The 17,703-nt window shown below is 62.8% G+C and carries 11 protein-coding genes; 4 read left to right on the top strand and 7 right to left on the bottom strand.

The features are described 5' to 3' along the window. Positions 1-53 precede the first annotated feature (53 nt). The 4 genes from secD (at position 54) to CA260_RS15650 (ending at position 9,913) form a co-directional block, all read left to right on the top strand. Positions 54-1,925 (top strand): protein translocase subunit SecD, encoded by a 1,872-nt coding sequence (secD, locus tag CA260_RS15665; RefSeq protein ID WP_111983969.1) that lies wholly within the window; start codon positions 54-56, stop codon positions 1,923-1,925. Positions 1,926-1,942: 17 nt separating this feature from the next. Continuing rightward, positions 1,943-2,899 carry a protein translocase subunit SecF gene (gene secF / locus CA260_RS15660; RefSeq protein ID WP_111983968.1) on the top strand — a complete coding sequence of 319 codons (957 nt, stop codon included), beginning with the start codon at positions 1,943-1,945 and terminating at the stop codon, positions 2,897-2,899. A gap of 489 nt (positions 2,900-3,388) precedes the next feature. Further along, positions 3,389-6,433 carry a TonB-dependent receptor gene (locus tag CA260_RS15655; protein WP_238149784.1) on the top strand — a complete coding sequence of 1,015 codons (3,045 nt, stop codon included), beginning with the start codon at positions 3,389-3,391 and terminating at the stop codon, positions 6,431-6,433. 489 nt (positions 6,434-6,922) lie between these two features. After that, positions 6,923-9,913, top strand: coding sequence for a TonB-dependent receptor (locus tag CA260_RS15650; RefSeq protein WP_111983967.1), 2,991 nt, complete (start codon positions 6,923-6,925; stop codon positions 9,911-9,913). 445 nt (positions 9,914-10,358) lie between these two features. Here the strand turns inward: CA260_RS15650 and motB are convergent, their stop codons facing one another. The 7 genes from motB to CA260_RS15615 all read right to left on the bottom strand — a co-directional run bounded on the left by motB (position 10,359) and on the right by CA260_RS15615 (position 17,510). Next, positions 10,359-11,390 carry a flagellar motor protein MotB gene (gene motB, locus CA260_RS15645; RefSeq protein WP_111983966.1) on the bottom strand — a complete coding sequence of 344 codons (1,032 nt, stop codon included), beginning with the start codon at positions 11,388-11,390 and terminating at the stop codon, positions 10,359-10,361. Beyond that, complete coding sequence (gene motA, locus CA260_RS15640) at positions 11,387-12,259, bottom strand: flagellar motor stator protein MotA (protein ID WP_111983965.1); 873 nt, start codon at positions 12,257-12,259, stop codon at positions 11,387-11,389. The genes motB and motA overlap by 4 nt, the downstream gene beginning before the upstream one ends. Positions 12,260-12,538: 279 nt before the next feature. After that, positions 12,539-13,654: a sterol desaturase family protein gene (locus CA260_RS15635; RefSeq protein ID WP_111983964.1), complete on the bottom strand. Its 1,116-nt coding sequence runs from the start codon at positions 13,652-13,654 to the stop codon at positions 12,539-12,541. A 264-nt stretch (positions 13,655-13,918) separates the two neighbouring features. Further along, positions 13,919-14,626 (bottom strand): N-acetylmuramate alpha-1-phosphate uridylyltransferase MurU, encoded by a 708-nt coding sequence (gene murU, locus CA260_RS15630; protein WP_111983963.1) that lies wholly within the window; start codon positions 14,624-14,626, stop codon positions 13,919-13,921. Further along, complete coding sequence (locus CA260_RS15625) at positions 14,623-15,636, bottom strand: aminoglycoside phosphotransferase family protein (protein WP_111983962.1); 1,014 nt, start codon at positions 15,634-15,636, stop codon at positions 14,623-14,625. Before CA260_RS15625 ends, murU begins: the two co-directional genes overlap by 4 nt. A gap of 208 nt (positions 15,637-15,844) precedes the next feature. Beyond that, on the bottom strand, positions 15,845-17,182 hold the full coding sequence (locus CA260_RS15620) for an ammonium transporter (RefSeq protein WP_202864099.1): 1,338 nt from the start codon (positions 17,180-17,182) through the stop codon (positions 15,845-15,847). Further along, positions 17,172-17,510, bottom strand: coding sequence for a P-II family nitrogen regulator (locus tag CA260_RS15615; RefSeq protein ID WP_111983961.1), 339 nt, complete (start codon positions 17,508-17,510; stop codon positions 17,172-17,174). Before CA260_RS15615 ends, CA260_RS15620 begins: the two co-directional genes overlap by 11 nt. Between the last annotated feature and the right edge of the window lie 193 nt (positions 17,511-17,703).

The raw sequence follows: 17,703 nt of genomic DNA, 5'->3' as shown, positions 1-17,703 counted from the left end.
CGCATTGCTTGCCGCGGCCTGCCTCGTGCCGCGGCGTTTGACGGATTCAAGGCATGAGTGATTTTCCACGCTGGAAATACGCGCTGGTCGCCATCGTACTGGTGCTCGGCATTGTCTATGCGCTGCCCAATGTGTTCCTGCCGGTGCCTGCCGTGCAGATCACGGCGAACCGCAATGGCACGGTCGACCAGGCGCTCGAGCAGAAGGTGTCCGATGCCCTGAAGAAGGCGAACGTCGCCAGCACGGGCATCGAGATCAAGGGCGACCACCTGCTCGCCAGTTTCGCCAACGCCGACGTGCAGAAGAGCGCTGCGGACGCGATCAAGGCGTCCCTGGGCGATGACTACACGGTCGCGTTCAACCTCAAGTCCACCGTGCCGAACTGGCTCAGCGCGATTGGCGCCAAGTCGATGCCGCTGGGCCTGGACCTGCAGGGTGGCGTGCACTTCCTGATGCAGGTCGATCAGAACGACGTGATCGACAAGCAGGAAACGCGCTATGCCGACGACATCCGCAGCCTGCTGCGCGAAAAGAACATCCGCTATGAGTCCGTGACGCGCGCCAGCCAGCGCGGCCAGGGCGTGCTGGTGGTGTTGAAGTCCAATGAGGACCGCGTGGCCGCCGCCACTTTCATTGGCACCGAATATCCCGATCTCAGCGTGCAGGACGGCAACGCCACCGGCGACCGCTATCCGCTCAACGCCACGGTACGTCCGGACAAATTGCGCGAGCTGTCGCTCAACACCATCCGCCAGAACCTGGGCACGCTGCGCAACCGTATCAACGCGCTGGGCGTGTCCGAGCCGATCATCCAGCAGCAGGGTGACAGCCGCATCGTGGTCGAGCTGGCCGGCGTGCAGGACACGGCAGAGGCGAAGAAGCTGATCGGCGCCACCGCCACGCTGGAATACCGCGCGGGTTACGGCACGCCGCAGCAGGCCATCGAGGCGCAGCGCTCGGGCATCGTTCCGCCGGATGCGCGCCTGTACAAGGGGCGCGAAGGCCAGCCGTACCTCTTGAGCAAGAACATCATCGTCACCGGCGACCAGCTGGTCGATGCGTCCTCCACCTTCGACCAGCAGAGCGGCTCGCCCGCCGTGTCGGTGACGCTGAACTCGGCCGGCGCGAAGAAGATGCTGGACTTCACCACCGGCAACGTCGGCAAGCCGATGGGCGTGGTGTACGTGGAGCGCGTGGTCGAGACCAAGATCGTCGACGGCAAGGAAGTGCGCACGCCGAAGATCACCGAAGAGGTGATCAACTACGCCACCATCAACGGCGTGTTCGGCAAGAACTTCCAGACCACCGGCCTGCGCAGCCCGAAGGAAGCCTCCGAGCTGGCGCTGCTGCTCAAGGGCGGCTCGCTGGCGGCGCCGATCGACATCGTCGAAGAGCGCGTGATTGGTCCCAGCCTCGGCCAGGACAACATCGAGAAGGGCCTGCACGCGGTGATGATCGGCCTGGCGCTGGTGCTGCTGGCCGCGGCGCTCTACTACAAGCTCTTCGGCCTCGTCGCCGACGTTGCGCTGTTTTTCAACCTGGTGATCCTGGTGGCCGTGATGTCGGCCGTGGGCGTGACGCTGACCATGCCGGGTATCGCCGGTATCGTGCTCACGCTGGGCATGGCGATCGACGCCAACGTGCTGATCTGCGAGCGCGTGCGAGAGGAACTGCGCAACGGCTCCACGCCGCTGGCGGCGATCCGCGCCGGCTACGACAAGGCATGGGCGACCATTCTCGACGCCAACGTCACCCACCTGATCGCCGCGCTGGCGCTGACCACGATGGGCTCGGGCCCGATCAAGGGCTTCGGCATCACGCTGCTGATCGGCATCCTCACCTCGATGTTCACCTCGGTCACTGTGACGCATGCGATCACGGCGCTGATCCACGGTCATCGCAAGCTCAAGACGCTGAGCGTTTGAGGTAAAGAGAACACAACATGGAAATCTTCAACCACAACGCGAACGTCAACTTCCTCGGCATGAGGAAGATCAGCGTGGGCATCGCCATCCTGCTGATGGCGGTGTCCTTCGGGCTCATCGCGATCAAGGGCCTGAACTACGGCCTGGACTTCACCGGCGGCGTGTCGCTGGTGGTGGACTATGAAAATCCGGTAACCACGGCCGAAGTGCAGGAAGCACTGGAAAAGGGCGGCATCGAGCATTCGCTGGTCGCCAGCCTGGGTGGCACGCGCGAAGTGTCGGTGCGCTTCCAGCCCACGGCGGTGATGAAGGACGAAGCCGGCAAGATCAACCTCGACAAGGTCTCCGCGGTGACCACCGGCGTGCTCAAGGCGAGCCGCCCGGACGTGAGCATCAAGAGCCGCGACTACGTGAGCTCGACCGTGGGTGACGAGCTGCGCAGCGACGGCATCATGGCCGCGCTGGTGGTGATGCTCGGCATCGGCCTGTACCTGGGCATCCGCTTCGAATGGCGCTTCGCCGTGGCGGCCATCGTCACCGAACTGCACGATGCGCTGATCACGGTCGGTGTGTTCGCGCTGGTGCAGCGCGAGTTCGACCTCACCGTGCTCGCCTCGGTGCTGGCGGTGATCGGTTACTCGATCAACGACAAGGTCGTGGTGTTCGACCGCGTGCGCGAACTGTTCCGCCTGGCCCGCAAGGCCGAGCCGGAAGAGATCCTCAACCGCTCGATCAACAACACGCTGTCGCGAACCATCATCACCGCGCTGTTCACGGCGATCACCATGGCCGCGCTGTACTTCTTCGGCGGTCCGGTGGTGCACGGCTTCGCCATCACCATGCTGATCGGCATCCTGGTCGGCACGCTGTCCTCGATCTTCGTGGCCAGCCCGATCCTGCTTTGGCTCGGCGTGTCCAAGCAGGACCTGATGCCCAAGACCAAGGAAAACCCGGAGCTGGCGCGCCGGCCCTGAGGTTTGCTCCATTACGTGCTGGACGAAACGGCCCGGGATCACCGGGCCGTTTTTTTTTGGTGCCGTCGTCATCGCGGCGCGCACTTAGCGAGGCGTTGCCCTTTGCCAGTGGCCGACGGCAGGGCCTTGAGAACGTCGTGAGAGTGGCGACGCCGCGGCACGGATAGGCACATCGGCTCCTGTGGTGCTCAGTCGGTCAGAAATCCCTGACGGCATGAATCGCAAGAAATTGCCAAATACTGTTACAAAAAGTTGACATTTCGTAAGAAAACGCTCTACCTTCACGATTCCCTCATCCGGACGACAGTCTTGAGTCAGGCTAAGAACGGCTTGGCGCAAGGAACTGCTCGCCGCACAAGGGGGAAACGGGGGTGGTTCTGCAGGGGGAGCCTGCCAGATCCGCACTGGAAGCTAGCTGACTCCGGTCGTCCCGAGGACGAGCGGCAGGTTTCTTTTGCCCAAATTTATGGGCTGCTTGGGGAGATCCAGATGAGTTTTAGTTCGTTGAACAGGGCCGTCCTGCTGCGTCGTTCGACGCTTGCTGCTGCGCTGACCATGAGCCTGGCGGGCGTGGCGTTCGCCCAGTCCACCACCGGCACCATCTTTGGCCAGGCGGAAGCCGGCGAGACGGTGACGGTCTCCGGTTCCACCGGTATCACCCGCTCGGCCACGGTCGACCAGTCGGGTCGCTACCGCATCAGCAACCTGCCGCTCGGCACCTATTCGGTCACGCTGCAGAAGGACGGTGCCACGGTCGATAGCCGCAAGGACGTCGCCATCACGGTGAACGCCGGTACGGAAGTGTCGTTTGCCTCGGCCGCCAATGCCCAGGCGCTTTCCTCGGTGACCGTGACGGCCAATGCGCTGCCGGCCATCGACGTCTCGTCGGTGGACTCGCGCACGGTGATCACCTCGCAGGACCTCGAGCGCCTGCCGCTCGGCCGCAGCGCCGAAGCGATCGCGCTGCTCGCCCCGGGCGTGGTCCAGGGCAGCAGCTATTTCAGCGGCCAGACCGCGGGTTCGTCGGTGGTGTCCTTCGGCGGTTCGTCGGTCAGCGAGAACGCGTATTACGTCAACGGCTACAACTCCAGTGATCCGCTGAAGAACCTCGGCGGCGTCGGCATGCCATACGGCGCGATCGACCAGCAGGAAATCTACACCGGCGGCTACAGCGCCATGTACGGCCGTTCCGACGGCGGTGTGATCAGCCAGGTCGGCAAGCGCGGCACCAACGAATGGCACTTCGGTGGCCAGGTGTTGTGGGCGCCCAAGTTCCTCGCGGAAGACCCCAAGAGCATCTACTACCCGAACGAGCAGCTGCCGGCAGGCTACGGCTACACCAACAAGAACCTGCCGGGCACGCTGTACCGCTCGCGCAAGGACAACGTGAAGTGGAATCGCACCTATGACGCCTACGTGGGCGGTCCGCTGATCAAGGACAAGCTGTACTTCTTCGTGGCGGCGGAAGCCGAGCGCCAGGAAGGCAAGTCGACCTCCACGTCGGCGGCGGCCGTGCCTGCGAACACCTACTACAAGTACGACATTCCCAAGTACTACGCCAAGCTCGACTGGAACATCAACGACAGCAACATCCTCGAGCTGACCGGTATCTCCAACAAGACCGAATACAGCGGCTCGCTGTACAAGTACGACTACAAGACCGGCGTGGAAGGCGGCTTTGCCGGCTATGACACGTCGACCAAGACGGGTTCGGACATCTACGTCGGCAAGTACACCAGCTACATCACCGACAACCTGACGTTCACCGCGACCTACGGCCAGAACCGCGCGATCGACTACTCGAACACGCCGGGCCTGACCACCACGCAGAACTACCTCAGCGGCGTGACCAACCAGGATCCGCTCATCACCGGCGGCACCCCGATCCGCAACTCGAACTCGGTGCTGTACGTGAAGGACCCGGGTGCGAAGAACAAGACCCACGGCCTGCGCCTCGACCTGGAGTACAAGCTCGGCGATCACCTGTTGTCCGGCGGTATCGACAACATGCACTACAAGGCGATCAACGAAGGCCAGCAGGTGAGCGGCCCGGGTTACGCCTGGATCTACTACAAGGCCGCTGCAGGCAAGGAAAACGTGCCGATCCAGCCGGCGTTCGACGTGGGTGCTCCGGGCGGCCGCGGCTATTACGCCGCGCGCTACATCTTCCAGACCACCACCAGCATGGCGGTGGACCAGAAGGCCCAGTACCTCGAAGACACCTGGCAGATCAACGACCGCTGGATGGTGAAGCTGGGTCTGCGCAACGACCAGTTCACCAACTACAACAGCGCCGCGCAGAAATACGTCGACCAGAAGGACCAGTGGGCACCGCGTCTGGGCTTCAGCTGGGACGTGTTCGGTGACTCTACCTTCAAGGTGTTCGGCAACCTCGGCCGCTACTACCTCGCGCTGCCCAACAGCGTGGCGATCCGCGGCGCTTCGGCGTCGACCTTCACCTATGAGTACTTCACCTACAGCGGCATCGACGCCAATGGTGCGCCTACCGGCCTGAAGGCCATGGGCCCCGGTCCGGTGTCGACCAATGGCGAGTACGGCGTTGCGCCGGATCCGAAGTCGGTCGCTGCGTCGAACCTGAAATCGCAGTATCAGGACGAAGCCATCCTGGGCTTCAACAAGATGCTGGGCACGAGCTGGGTGGCCGGCGCCAAGGTGACCTTGCGCAAGCTGCAGACCTCGATCGACGACGTGTGCGATCCGGATGCGCTGGCGGCGAAGGTGGAAAAGAGCGGCATCGACCCGGACAGCGTCGTCATTCCCGACGGCTGCCTGATCTTCAACCCGGGCGAGAACAACACCTTCCTGCTGAAGAACGCCAACGGCAGCGGCTACTCCAAGGTCAGCATGTCGACCAGCGACTGGGGCTTCTCCACCGGCGCCAAGCGCAAGTACTACGCGCTGGATCTGTTCCTGGAGCATCCGTTCGACGGCAAGTGGATGGGTCGCGTCGACTACACGTTCTCGCGCAGCTACGGCAACACGGAAGGCCAGGTGCTCTCCACCATCGGCCAGGACGACGTGTCCAAGACGCAGGACTGGGATACCCCGGCCCTGATGGTCAACAGCAACGGCCTGCTTTCGAACGATCGCACGCACCAGCTGAAGGCCTACGGCTCGTACCAGATCTCGCCGGAGTGGATGGTGTCCGGTGCGATCCGCATGATGTCCGGTGCGCCGAAGGCCTGTCTGGGCTACTACGGCACCAATGAAAGCGATCCGTCGGGTTACAAGTCCAAGTACCGCTGGTGCGGCGGCGAGCCGAGCACGCTGGGCACGAACGGCCGCCTGCCCTGGACCAAGTTCCTGGATCTGGGCGTGACCTACCGTCCGTCCTTCGCCGACCAGAAGCTGGCGTTCAACTTCAACATGTTCAATGTGTTGAACGAGCGCAAGCCGACCGTGCTCGATGCGACGTATGAGAGCGGCCGCTACACGGTGTCCAACACCTACGGCGCCGCGCTGTACCAGACCACGCCGCGTTACGGTCGTTTCTCGGTCACGTACGACTTCTAAGACAGCAAGCAGAACGACACGCCTGACCACGCGGTTGCCCTTCGGGGCAACCGCATGCAGCGTCGAGCCACAGAAAGACGCGCATGGATCCTCTTCCCGGGCCGCCAGTCATCGCTGGCGGCTTTTTTTTGTGCGTGTGCCTTAGCGAGCCGGTCGGGCCAATTTCTTTCCGAAGAACCGATAGTTACAGCCGAAACGGCAGCGTACGAAATAGCGCAAAGAGCAAGTTTTCGTTAATCGATCCTTGCGGCAAGTTGACATTCCGTAAGAAAACACTCTACCTTCGTCGCCAAGCTCTGTTGTCGACAGCTTGAGTACAGGTTTTTCAAAACTGTTCGCAAGCAACTACGTCGCACCAGGGGGGGAGGGTGGTTTCTGCAGGGGGGCCTGACAGAACCGCACCAGACGGCAACTTGAACCGATCGCCAGTCAGGCGAACGGCAGGCATCTTTTGCCCTTTTATCGGGCTAAAACGGGGAGATCCAACTGATGTTCCATTTCCAGAATCGCGGCGCTGCACTCCGCCGCTCGTCGCTGGCCATAGCGCTCACCATGGGGCTGACGGGCGTCGCTTTTGCTCAGTCGACCACCGGTAGCATCTTCGGCCAGGCGGAAGCCGGCCAAACGGTAACGGTGGCCAACGACACGGGTATGACCCGCCAAGTGGCGGTCGATAGCTCGGGTCGCTATCGCATCACGAACCTTCCGCTCGGCAACTACACGGTCACCCTTCAGAAGGATGGCGCAGTCGTAGACACCCGTAAGAATGTCGGTCTGACGGTGAACGCGGGTACCGAGGTATCGTTTGCCTCTGCCGCTAACGCGCAGGCACTGTCCTCTGTCACGGTGACGGCCAACGCGCTGCCGGCTATCGACGTGTCGTCGGTCGACTCGCGTACGGTCATCACCTCAGCCGAACTGGACAGGCTGCCGATAGCCCGCACCGCTGAAGCCATCGCGCTGTTGGCGCCGGGTGTGGTACAGGGCAGCAGCTTCTTTACCGGCCCGACTGGAAATCCACTGGTCTCGATCGGTGGGTCTGGTGTCAGCGAGAACGCGTACTACATCAACGGCATGAACGTGACCGACCCGCTTAACGGCCTGGGTGGTCTCTCACTCCCTTATGGTGCCATCGAGCAGCAGGAAATGCTCAACGGTGGCTACAGCGCGATGTACGGCCGTTCCGACGGTGGCGTGCTCAACCAGATCGGCAAGCGTGGTACCAATGAGTGGCACTTTGGTGGTCAGGTGCTGTGGACGCCCGAGTCTCTCAAGGGTGATCCGCACAATATTTCCAACTCGGCTGGTGCGCTGTATCAATATCGCAATGCCAACAAGGGCTGGAACACTACGGCTGACGCCTATGTCGGTGGTCCGCTGATCAAGGATAAGCTGTTCTTCTTCGCTGCAGCAGAAGCGAGCAAGTCCCAGGATACTTATGTCGATCCCAAGTCGTCGGGTACGTCGCGCGAGCGCACCTACCACGACCCGAGCTGGTACACCAAGCTCGACTGGAACATCAACGACACCAACATCCTGGAACTCACCGGCGCTTCGACCAAGCACAGCTACAACGGCGAGATCTACGACTACGACAGCACCAGCCACTCGCAGGGTGATCACCTCTTTGGTGATACGCACACCAAGACTTCTGCGATGATGTGGATCGCCAAGTACACCAGCTACATCACCGACAACCTCACGTTGTCGGCGCAGTACGGCAAGCAGAAGACTGACCTGTACTCGGAGCTGTCGTCCAGCTTTGATCCGAACCTGATCTATATCTATGGACCGAGCAGCCAGAACCCTGCGATCTCCGGCAGCACCACGGGTATCGGCAACACCCAGGCAGTGGATACCACTACGGACCCGGCCCACCAGACCAAGGGTGCCAACTACCGCCTCGACCTGAGCTATGTGCTGGGCGACCACACCATTACGGTGGGTATCGACAACCAGCGCACGCAGGACCTGAACGACGGCGACTACGTCCCGACGAACGCGGGTTACATGTGGGAATACGGCCAGATGACGAACCCGAGTTCGGAAATCATCTCGGGCCAGGTGGATGCACCAGGGGCTTACCCGGGCGGTGCCGAGGGTTACTACGTCGACCAGTACTTCTACAAGACCGCTGCCTCGGTTCGCGTGGAGCAGCGCGCGCAGTACATTGAAGACAGCTGGCAGGTCAGCGACCGCTGGCTGGTGAAGCTGGGTCTGCGTAACGACCAGTTCACCAACTACAACAGCGATGGCGCACCTTACATCCGCCAGACCAAGCCGCAGTGGGCTCCCCGCCTTGGCTTCAGCTGGGACGTGAATGGCGACTCCAGCTTCAAGGTCTACGGTAATGCCGGTCGCTACTACCTCGCGCTGCCGACCAGCGTGGCGTTGCGTGGTGCTTCTGGTTCGCTTTATACCCGTGTGTACTACACCTACACCGGAATCGACCCGGCAACCGGCTACCCGACGGGTCTGACCCCGATCGATACGATCAAGGGACCGGGTGCGCAGATCTCGGCGAACAACGAGTATGGCCAGGCTCCGGATCCGAATACGGTGACCGCCCGCTCGCTGACAGCGCAGTATCAGGACGAGTACATCCTCGGTTTCGACAAGCAGTTCAACGACAAGTGGAGCTACGGTGCCAAGGCGACCTACCGCAGCCTCAAGAACGCCATCGACGACACTTGTAACTACCAGCTGTTCTTCGACAAGGCCGAAGCCGCTGGCCTCGATACCGACCAACTGCGTGGCTGCTACTTCTTCAACCCTGGCCGTGGTGCGACGTTCCAGCTGCCCGACGGCAATGGTGGTTATGGGCAGTTCACGCTTAGCGCCAAGGAGCTTGGTTTCGCGCACGCCAAGCGCGACTACTACGCCTTGGATCTGTACGTCGAGCATCCGTTCGACGGCAAGTGGCAGGGTCGCTTCATGTACACCTTCTCGCGCAGCTACGGCAACACGGAAGGCCAGGTGAAGTCTGACATCGGCCAGCAGGACATCGCTGCCACGCAGGACTGGGACTATCCGGTGCTTATGGAGTACGCAGGTGGTCGCCAGCACAATGACCACACCCACCAGTTCAAGGCTTACGGTACCTACCAGTTCTCGAAGGAATGGAACTTGTCAGGTCTCGTGTCGCTGATCTCGGGTGCGCCGACCAACTGCTCGGGCTACTACGGCCCGGACGAGACGGCTCCTGCCTACAACGGCCCGTACTATCACTGGTGCGGCGGCAAACCGGCTCCGGCAGGTACCGCGGGTGATCTGCCATGGCAGAAGAACGTATCGCTCAACCTGGAATATCGTCCGAATTTCGCGGACAACAAGTTGGCGTTTAGCGTGTACGCGAACAACGTCTTCAACTGGCAGGAACCAACCTACGTCTACGAGTACTACCTGCAGCCGAACTACCGTCGCCCGCGTGGTTACAACAACCCGCGTTCGATCCGCTTCGGTGTGACCTACGACTTCTAAGCTTCAGACGGAAATCGCGCCCTGCGGTACAACTCCCGCCGTACCGCAGGGCAGATCTGGCTGGCAAGGTTGTATGCTTGCTTGCCCTCCCTTGGCCGCCGGCTTTGCCGGCGGCTTTTTTGCGCTTGGGAGATAGATGAGGCGGGGACTATTACTCGATCTCGCATCGACGCGTGTTTGTCGTTCTGGGTATGCGGGCTCAGCGGCGAGGTAGGAGGTGACGAGATCGCGCTTCGCACTTTGTTCATGGACCGAACTGCATACGGACTGTCTGCTCATGCAGGGCATCATGGGCTGTCGTGCCGTGATCACGACAGCTCACTTCGTTTCGAAGTGGACAAGCCACCTCATGATCGAAGCTGCGCCCGCTTTCGAGTGGTTTGCGCCGGCTTGGAAGTGGCCGGTAGTGGACGCGCATCAGCGCGCCATGGCCCGTAAACGGCTTTCAGGGCGAATCGGGAGATTGCCTGGCAGCGTCCATCGCAGGATTGCTGGCAGCCTCAAGTGCGGGCCCATCAATGGTCGGTGACGTTGCGGGCGCGATGGCTGCGACTGGTGGAAGCAACGTGCCAGTAGCCTTCGCGTCGATCGGGCCGGCTTCCTGCGAGAGCGAATTCGCTTCGGTCTGCTTGTTCATCACGATGATGCTGATGCGGCGGTTGATCGGGTCGCCGGGATTGGCGCGGTCGAACGGCACCGAGGCGGCGAGGCCGACGACGCGGGCGATCTTTTCCTCTGGCAGTCCGCCGGCCAGCAAAGAGCGCCGTGCGGCGTTGGCGCGGTCGGCGGACAGTTCCCAATTGCTGTAATGATGATCGCTGCTGTACGGCGCGTCGTCGGTGTGGCCCGAGATGCTGATGCGGTTGGGTACGCGATTGATGAAGCCTGCCAGCTCCTGCAGGATCGTCTCGGTATATGGCCGCAGTTGCGCGCTGCCAAGGTCGAACATCGGGCGGTTCTGCTTGTCGACGATCTGGATGCGCAGACCCTCGGGCGTGATGTCCAGCAATAGTTGGTCCTTGAACGGAGCGAGCGCCTGGCTGCTCTGGATCGCGGCCTGCAATTGCTGCATCAGTTCTTCCAGGCGCGCGCGTTCCTGCTTGCGCGCTTCCTTCTCGATGTCCTTCGGATCGACACTCGCGGCGGCGGCGCCTTGTTTGTCGTGGCCCGGGCCATGCGGGAGATCCATCGCGCCGCCGAGCTTGATCATGCTGTTGCTGGCACCGCCGGGACCCGACTGGCCAGACGGAGCCATCGTCGCCGTGCCCTGCGTCATGCTGGGATTCTTGAAGTATTCGGAGATGGCGGCGCGTTGCTGCCGCGTGCCTGCGCCGATCAGCCACATCACCAGGAAGAAGGCCATCATGGCCGTTACGAAGTCGGCATAGGCCACTTTCCACGCGCCGCCATGGTGGCCGTGTCCACGCCGCTTCACCCGGCGAACGATGATGGGTGTTAGGTCGCCTTGGTCGCTCATGCCGCGGCCTTGGCGCGCGGCGAAGCCTTGAGGTGGTCTTCCAGATCCTGGAAGCCGGGCCGGGTGTTGGAGGAAAGCGATTTGCGCGCGAATTCCACCGCGACCTTCGGGTTGTAACCGCGAAGGTTGGCCAGCAGCGCGATCTTCACGCACTCGAACGCCCGGCCGTCTTCCTGCACGCGGTTTTCCATGGCGGCGCCCAGCGGTCCGATGAAGCCATAGCAAAGCAGGATGCCGAGGAAGGTGCCGACCAGTGCGCCCGCGATGTGCATGCCGATGCGCGAGGTATCGTCGCCGAGCTGTGACATGGTGGTGACGATGCCCAGCACGGCCGCGACGATGCCGAAGCCAGGCAGCGCATCTGCCATCTTCGTCATGGCGAGCGCGGGCGCGATCGCTTCGTGATGATGCGTTTCCAGCTCCACTTCCAGCAGCTGTTCCAGCTCGTGTGGATTCATGCTGCCGCCAACGATCAGGCGCAGGCAGTCGGTGGTGAATTCGATCAGGTGATGTTCGCGCAGCAGGCGCGGATAGGCCGAAAACAGCGAGCTCGACTGCGGGTCTTCGATGTGTTCCTCGATGCCGAGCAGGCCTTCCTTGCGCATCAGGCTGAACAGGTCATAGAGCATCGACAACAGGTCGATGTAATCCTGCTTCTGGTACTTCGCGCCTTTCAGCAGGCCCATCGCATCGCGCAGCGCCGCCTTCACCACCTTGGGAGGGTTGGCGGAAATGAAGGCGCCCATCGCGCCGCCGCCGATGATCAGCAGCTCATACGGTTGCCACAACGCCAGAATCTGCCCATGGGACAGCACGAAACCACCAAGCACGCAGGCAAGGACCACGAAGGCGCCGACCAGGACCAACATATTCGCTCCGGAATACGGAGCCCATCACTCCGCGCACAGGTCTTATCGGCGCGGGTGCGGAAAAATTGAGAAGACGTTCAGGCGGCTGGGATGACCCTAGCCGTCACGACGCGATGAAATGCTTTCGTAAGGTTTACGCGGAAGCACGGTGATCGCCTCGATATGCACGAGGGTGATGCGGACCCATGCGGCATGCGACGAAGCGATGCCGCTTGATGGCGTCGATCGCGCGACGGGCACCTCCGCTGTCACGCAAGCTCACGCCCGCAGGCGGCTGGGTCAGGCGGTCGAGGCGCTTTCCTGCGCGACCTTGTTCGCCAGCGTCGGCTCTGCGTGCGACGGTGACGGCTGCGTGACGTGATGTCCCAACGCATGCAGATCGAGCTGGTCGACGGGGATCGGCTCGTAGTTCGGGCTGAAGGCCACTTCACCGAACTTCCATCCGGCCGGCCGACGCACCGCCCCCCAGAAGCGCTTGCAGGCGTTCCAGTGCAGTCCGACCAGGCCGTGGTTGTTGTCGTCGTCCACCATCGGATCGCCTACGCCGGTGGGGCGCAGCGGTTCGCCGTACAGCGCCGTGCCGAACAGTACGTCCCAGATCGAAAAGACCTGGCCGAAGTTGCAGTTGTGCAGGTTGGGTCGCGCCGGATCCACCAGCATGTGGTGCAGTCGATGGAACTTCGGTGCCACGAACACGCGGTTGAACAGCGGGCCGAAGCCGATGCGCACATTCGCATGCGAGAAGTTCTGCACCAGTTCGCCGACCAGCACGAGCCAGGCAAATTGGTCAGGTTCCACGCCCATCACGATGCCCACGGTCGCCAGGATCATCGATTGGATGAAACCGTCGATGAGGCTGCCGCGATCGTTTGTCCAGCAGCTCATCTGTCGTGTGCTGTGATGCATGCTGTGCAACGCCCACCACCACGGCAATGCGTGCTGCAGGCGATGCATCCAGTAATAGGTGAAGTCGTAGACGATGTAGTAGCAGCCGAACAGCAGCCACGGATGTTCTTTCAGCGCGGGAAACCAGTGCGTGATCGCCAAGGGCGATGCGCTTGCGTCACTGGGGCCGGTATCGGGGCCGCCGAAATAATTGGCGATCGGCGTGAGCACCAGATAGCTGAAGATCGGGAAGATGCCCACGAGCATCAGCAGGGTGTACTGGAAATCGACCTTGGTCAGCTTGCGGTCGGTCCACTTCTCCGCCGGCACGAGGCTCTCCAGCGGGCGGAAGATGAAGCCGATGATGCACAGCTGCAGCGTGGCGATGAGCAGCGACTCGGCGATGTCGTTGGGATCACCGGCCAGGTTCTGCAGATGCAGGAACTGCAGCACCGGCTGCACGCCATGCGTGCTGAACCCGTTGACCAGGAGGGACCACAGTTCGGACATCGTCGATACCTAGCGATGAAAACGGACGGTCCTGCAGGGAGATACATCGGACAGGCGCGCCACGTGTGGCGGCCCTACGGGCTACAGAACCGGGCGGTTTAGGATACCTCCGTGCATGGCAAAGCCTCAAACCGGCAGGATTTTGCGGTGTGCCGCCCGTGGCGCGGGCCAGCCCTGTAGGAGCGCACCCAGTGCGCGAAAAGCCTACGGAGCGGCAATGCCGAACCTCTGCGGTCGCGCACTGGGTGCGCTCCTACAGCGACGTTACGGTCGACTCAGCCTCTCGTCGAGTTCGGCGAGCCTTTGCGGCGTACCCACGTCCGTCCAGTTGCCGCGATGGTGGCTGCCATGCAGCTGAGCGAGTGACATCGCACGTTCCAGCAGCGGTCTCAGCTTGAAGCGCGGGGGCGTTTCCGTGGCGCCCGCATCGTCGACTACGGCGCGCCAGTCATGCAGAAGCTCGCGCCGGAACATGCCGATGCCGCTGTAGGTGAGTCGAGGCAACGCATCGCCATCGTGCAGCACGCCCTTCGCGTCCAGCGAAAAGTCGCCGCGTGGATGATGCGCGGGATTGTCGACCATCAGCAGGTGTCCCATGCCCGCAGGCTCGGCGGGCAGGGTACGGAAATCCGCATCGGTCCAGATATCGCCGCTGATGACCAGGAACGGTTCGGGGCCGAGCAGGTCCAGTGCATTGAGCATGCCGCCGCCGGTTTCCAGTGGCGTGGGGCCTTCATACGCATAGCGGATGCGCAGCCCCCAGCGCGAACCGTCGCCGAGCGCGTCGGGGAACTGCTCCGCCAGATGCGAGGTGTTGATCACCACGTAGCGCACGTCGATCGCGGCGAGTTTCTCCAGGTGCCATTCGATCAGCGGCTTGCCGCCGACGGGCAGCAGCGGCTTGGGCGTGTGGTTGGTGAGTGGGCGCATGCGTTCGCCCAGGCCTGCGGCAAAGATCAATGCATGCCTCATGCGGCGGCCACCTGCGTGAGGTCGCGGCCTTCCGCGTGACGCTCGAGCAAAGCGACGAAGTCGGCGAGTTCGGGGTAGTGGCGCGCCACCGTGACCACGTAGTGATAGACGGTCGGTACGTTGGCGAGATACCCCGGCTTTCCGTCGCGATACCACAGGCGATAGAACTGGCCGAGCACGCGCACGTGGCGATGCATGCCGGTGAGGTCGAACCAGCGCAGGAAGCGCGCGCGCGTTACCTTGTCGTTGATCATGCCGGCGTCGAGCAGACGCTGGCGATACGACTCGACCCAGCCTTCGATGCGTTCGCGCGGCCACACGATGTAGGCATCGCGCAGCAAGGATGCGAGGTCGTAGGTGATCGGGCCGGCCAGTGCGCCCTGGAAATCGATCACGCCCGGGTTGTTCTCGTCGACGACGAGCAGGTTGCGGCTGTGATAGTCGCGATGCACGAAGCAGCGAGGCTGCTCCTGCGCGTTGCGGATGATCACGTCGAAGGCCGCCTCAAGCACATCCCACTCGTCGCAACTCGGCGTGTGGCCGAGGTGGCGATCAAGGAACCATTCCGGCATCACTTCCAGGCCGGTCACCAGCACCTGATGGCTGAACGGCGGCAGGTCGCGATGATCCATGCGGCTCTGCATGAGCAGCAGGGCATCCATGGCATCGCTGTAGAGCGCATCGGCCGTGCGGGCGTTGAGTTCGGACAGATAAAGGCGATTGCCGAAATCCTCGATCAGCAGAAAACCCTGTTCCAGGTCCTTCGCATGCACCGCTGGCACGTGCACGCCGGTGGCGGCGAGGCGTTCGCCGATGGCCAGCCAAGGGCGTGGATCCTCCTTCTCGGGCGGCGAATCCATCACGATCCAGCTGCGGCCGTGGTGATGCGTGCGCCAGTAACTGCGAAAGCTGGCGTCGGAAGAGGCGGGCTCGAGGGTAAGCGTGGCGTCGCCGAGGGCGGAGCGTGTCCAGTCCAGGCGGGCGGCGGCGCGGTCGTGAACGTTAGCCATAACATGCTGCGTATGGAATTGCATGCAGCTTAGCGGGTGGAGTGGGCGAACTGTACCGGCGCCCCGGGACATTCATCGAAGATTCCTTCTCCCTCCGGGAGAAGGTGCCGGCAGGCGGATGAGGGTGCGGGCGGAGCGAAGGGTGAAAGGCTACGCGAGCCCCGCACCCTCTACCCAACCCCTCTCCCACAGGGAGAGGGGCTCTAGCTCAAGACAGGTTGTAAGCCTTCTCTTCATGCAGCGCGATATCGAGGCCGATCAGCTCCTGCTCGTCGTCCACGCGCAAACCCAATGTCCAGTCGATCAGCTTGAGGATCACAAGGCTGAGTACGGCGCTCCAGATCACCGTGAAACCCACGCCCTTGGTCTGGATCCACAGCTGCCCCCACACCGATTCCACCGCACCAAAGCCGCCCAGTTTGGGCGAGGCGAGTGGGCCGGTGAGCAGCGCGCCGACGATGCCTGCGATCGCATGCACGCCGAACACGTCGAGCGAGTCGTCGTAGCCCAGCTTGTGCTTCAGTCGCGTGGCGCTGAAGAAACAGATCACGCCGGCCACGAGGCCGAGCACCAGCGCACCACCTGGGCCTGCCGTGCCTGCGGCCGGCGTCACGGCGACCAGGCCGGCCACGGCTCCGGAAACGATGCCGAGTACGCTGGGCCGTCCGTGCACGATCCACTCGGCGGCGAGCCAGCCCAGCGCGGCGGCGGCGGTGGCGATTTGCGTCACCAGCATCGCCATGCCCGCGCTGCCGTTGGCGGCCACGGCCGATCCCGCGTTGAAGCCGAACCAGCCCAGCCACAGGAGGCTCGCACCCATGACGGTGTAGCCAAGGTTGTGCGGTGGCATTGGTACGTTCGGATAACCACGACGCTTGCCGATCACCAGGCAGGCGATCAGGCCGGCGATGCCCGCGTTTATATGCACCACCGTGCCGCCGGCGAAATCGATCACGCCGAGATCGCCGAGGAACGAGCCCGGACCGCTCCACACCATGTGCGCCACCGGCAGGTAGACGATGGTGAGCCACAGGCCGCTGAACCACAGCAGTGCACTGAATTTCATGCGTTCGGCAAAGGCGCCGATGATCAGCGCGGGCGTGATGATGGCGAAGGTCATCTGGAACATCACGAACACGCTTTCCGGCACGGTCTGGTAGCGCGAATCGGGCGTGAGCCCGGCGAGCAGCACGCGGTCCAGTCCGCCGATGAAGGAGTGCAGGTTGGTCATTCCCGCATGCATGCCTTCCGTGCTGAACGCCAGCGAGAAGCCGTAGAGCAGCCACAGCACCGTCACCAGCGCAGTGATGGCAAAGCACTGCATCAGGACCGAGAGCAGGTTCTTCGCGCGCACCATGCCGCCGTAGAACAGCGCCAGGCCCGGAATGGTCATCAGCAGCACGAAGGCGGTGGCGGTGAGCATCCAGGCGGTGTCGCCGCTGTCGATATGTGTGGGCGCGGCGGCGGCCTGTGCCCAGGCAGGCGACGTACCGACCAGCGCGGCGAGCGCGAGCGCAGGGCGGGCGGACCGGGCGTCAAAGCGCATCGACGTCCACCTCCTGCGTGCGGATGCGGATGGCCTGTTCCAGCTCGCTGACGAAGATCTTGCCGTCGCCGATCTTGCCGGTACGCGCGGCGCCCATGATGGCCTCCACCGCCTGGTCGAGCTGCTCGTCGGCTATCGCGACCTCGAGCTTCAGCTTGGGCAGGAAGTCGACGACGTACTCAGCGCCGCGGTACAGCTCGGTATGCCCGTGCTGGCGGCCAAAACCCTTCACCTCCGTGACGGTCATGCCCGTCACGCCCACCTCGGTCAGCGCCTGCCGGACGTCGTCCAGCGTGAACGGCTTGATGATCGCCGTGATCCATTTCATCCCCGAACGCTCCCCGTGACATGGATATGTCGCGGTGCAGCAGGATGCGTGCCATGGCGCCGGGTCATGCTGTGGAGTCTTGGCTGCCGTCATTCCGGCGCAGGCTGGAATCCAGTGGTCTCAGTGGGTTAGCCGGCAGCGGCGCGTCGGGCGAGGTCGAGCATGGCGGCTGTCGGGTCGGCAGGCCGAGACG

The organism is Dyella jiangningensis, from assembly GCF_003264855.1.
In the GTDB taxonomy this organism is placed as follows: Bacteria; Pseudomonadota; Gammaproteobacteria; order Xanthomonadales; family Rhodanobacteraceae; genus Dyella; species Dyella jiangningensis_C.
The sequence above is the reverse complement of the archived record's forward strand: the minus strand, read 5'-3'. Positions and strand labels throughout refer to the sequence as shown.

Coding starts and splice junctions, on each gene's coding strand:
- CA260_RS15625 (WP_111983962.1), bottom strand. CDS start 15,636: ATGGCTAACGTTCACGACCGCGCCGCCGCCCGCCTGGACTGGACACGC.
- CA260_RS15650 (WP_111983967.1), top strand. CDS start 6,923: ATGTTCCATTTCCAGAATCGCGGCGCTGCACTCCGCCGCTCGTCGCTG.
- CA260_RS15620 (WP_202864099.1), bottom strand. CDS start 17,182: ATGCGCTTTGACGCCCGGTCCGCCCGCCCTGCGCTCGCGCTCGCCGCG.
- motB (WP_111983966.1), bottom strand. CDS start 11,390: ATGAGCGACCAAGGCGACCTAACACCCATCATCGTTCGCCGGGTGAAG.
- CA260_RS15615 (WP_111983961.1), bottom strand. CDS start 17,510: ATGAAATGGATCACGGCGATCATCAAGCCGTTCACGCTGGACGACGTC.
- secD (WP_111983969.1), top strand. CDS start 54: ATGAGTGATTTTCCACGCTGGAAATACGCGCTGGTCGCCATCGTACTG.
- CA260_RS15655 (WP_238149784.1), top strand. CDS start 3,389: ATGAGTTTTAGTTCGTTGAACAGGGCCGTCCTGCTGCGTCGTTCGACG.
- CA260_RS15635 (WP_111983964.1), bottom strand. CDS start 13,654: ATGTCCGAACTGTGGTCCCTCCTGGTCAACGGGTTCAGCACGCATGGC.
- murU (WP_111983963.1), bottom strand. CDS start 14,626: ATGAGGCATGCATTGATCTTTGCCGCAGGCCTGGGCGAACGCATGCGC.
- secF (WP_111983968.1), top strand. CDS start 1,943: ATGGAAATCTTCAACCACAACGCGAACGTCAACTTCCTCGGCATGAGG.
- motA (WP_111983965.1), bottom strand. CDS start 12,259: ATGTTGGTCCTGGTCGGCGCCTTCGTGGTCCTTGCCTGCGTGCTTGGT.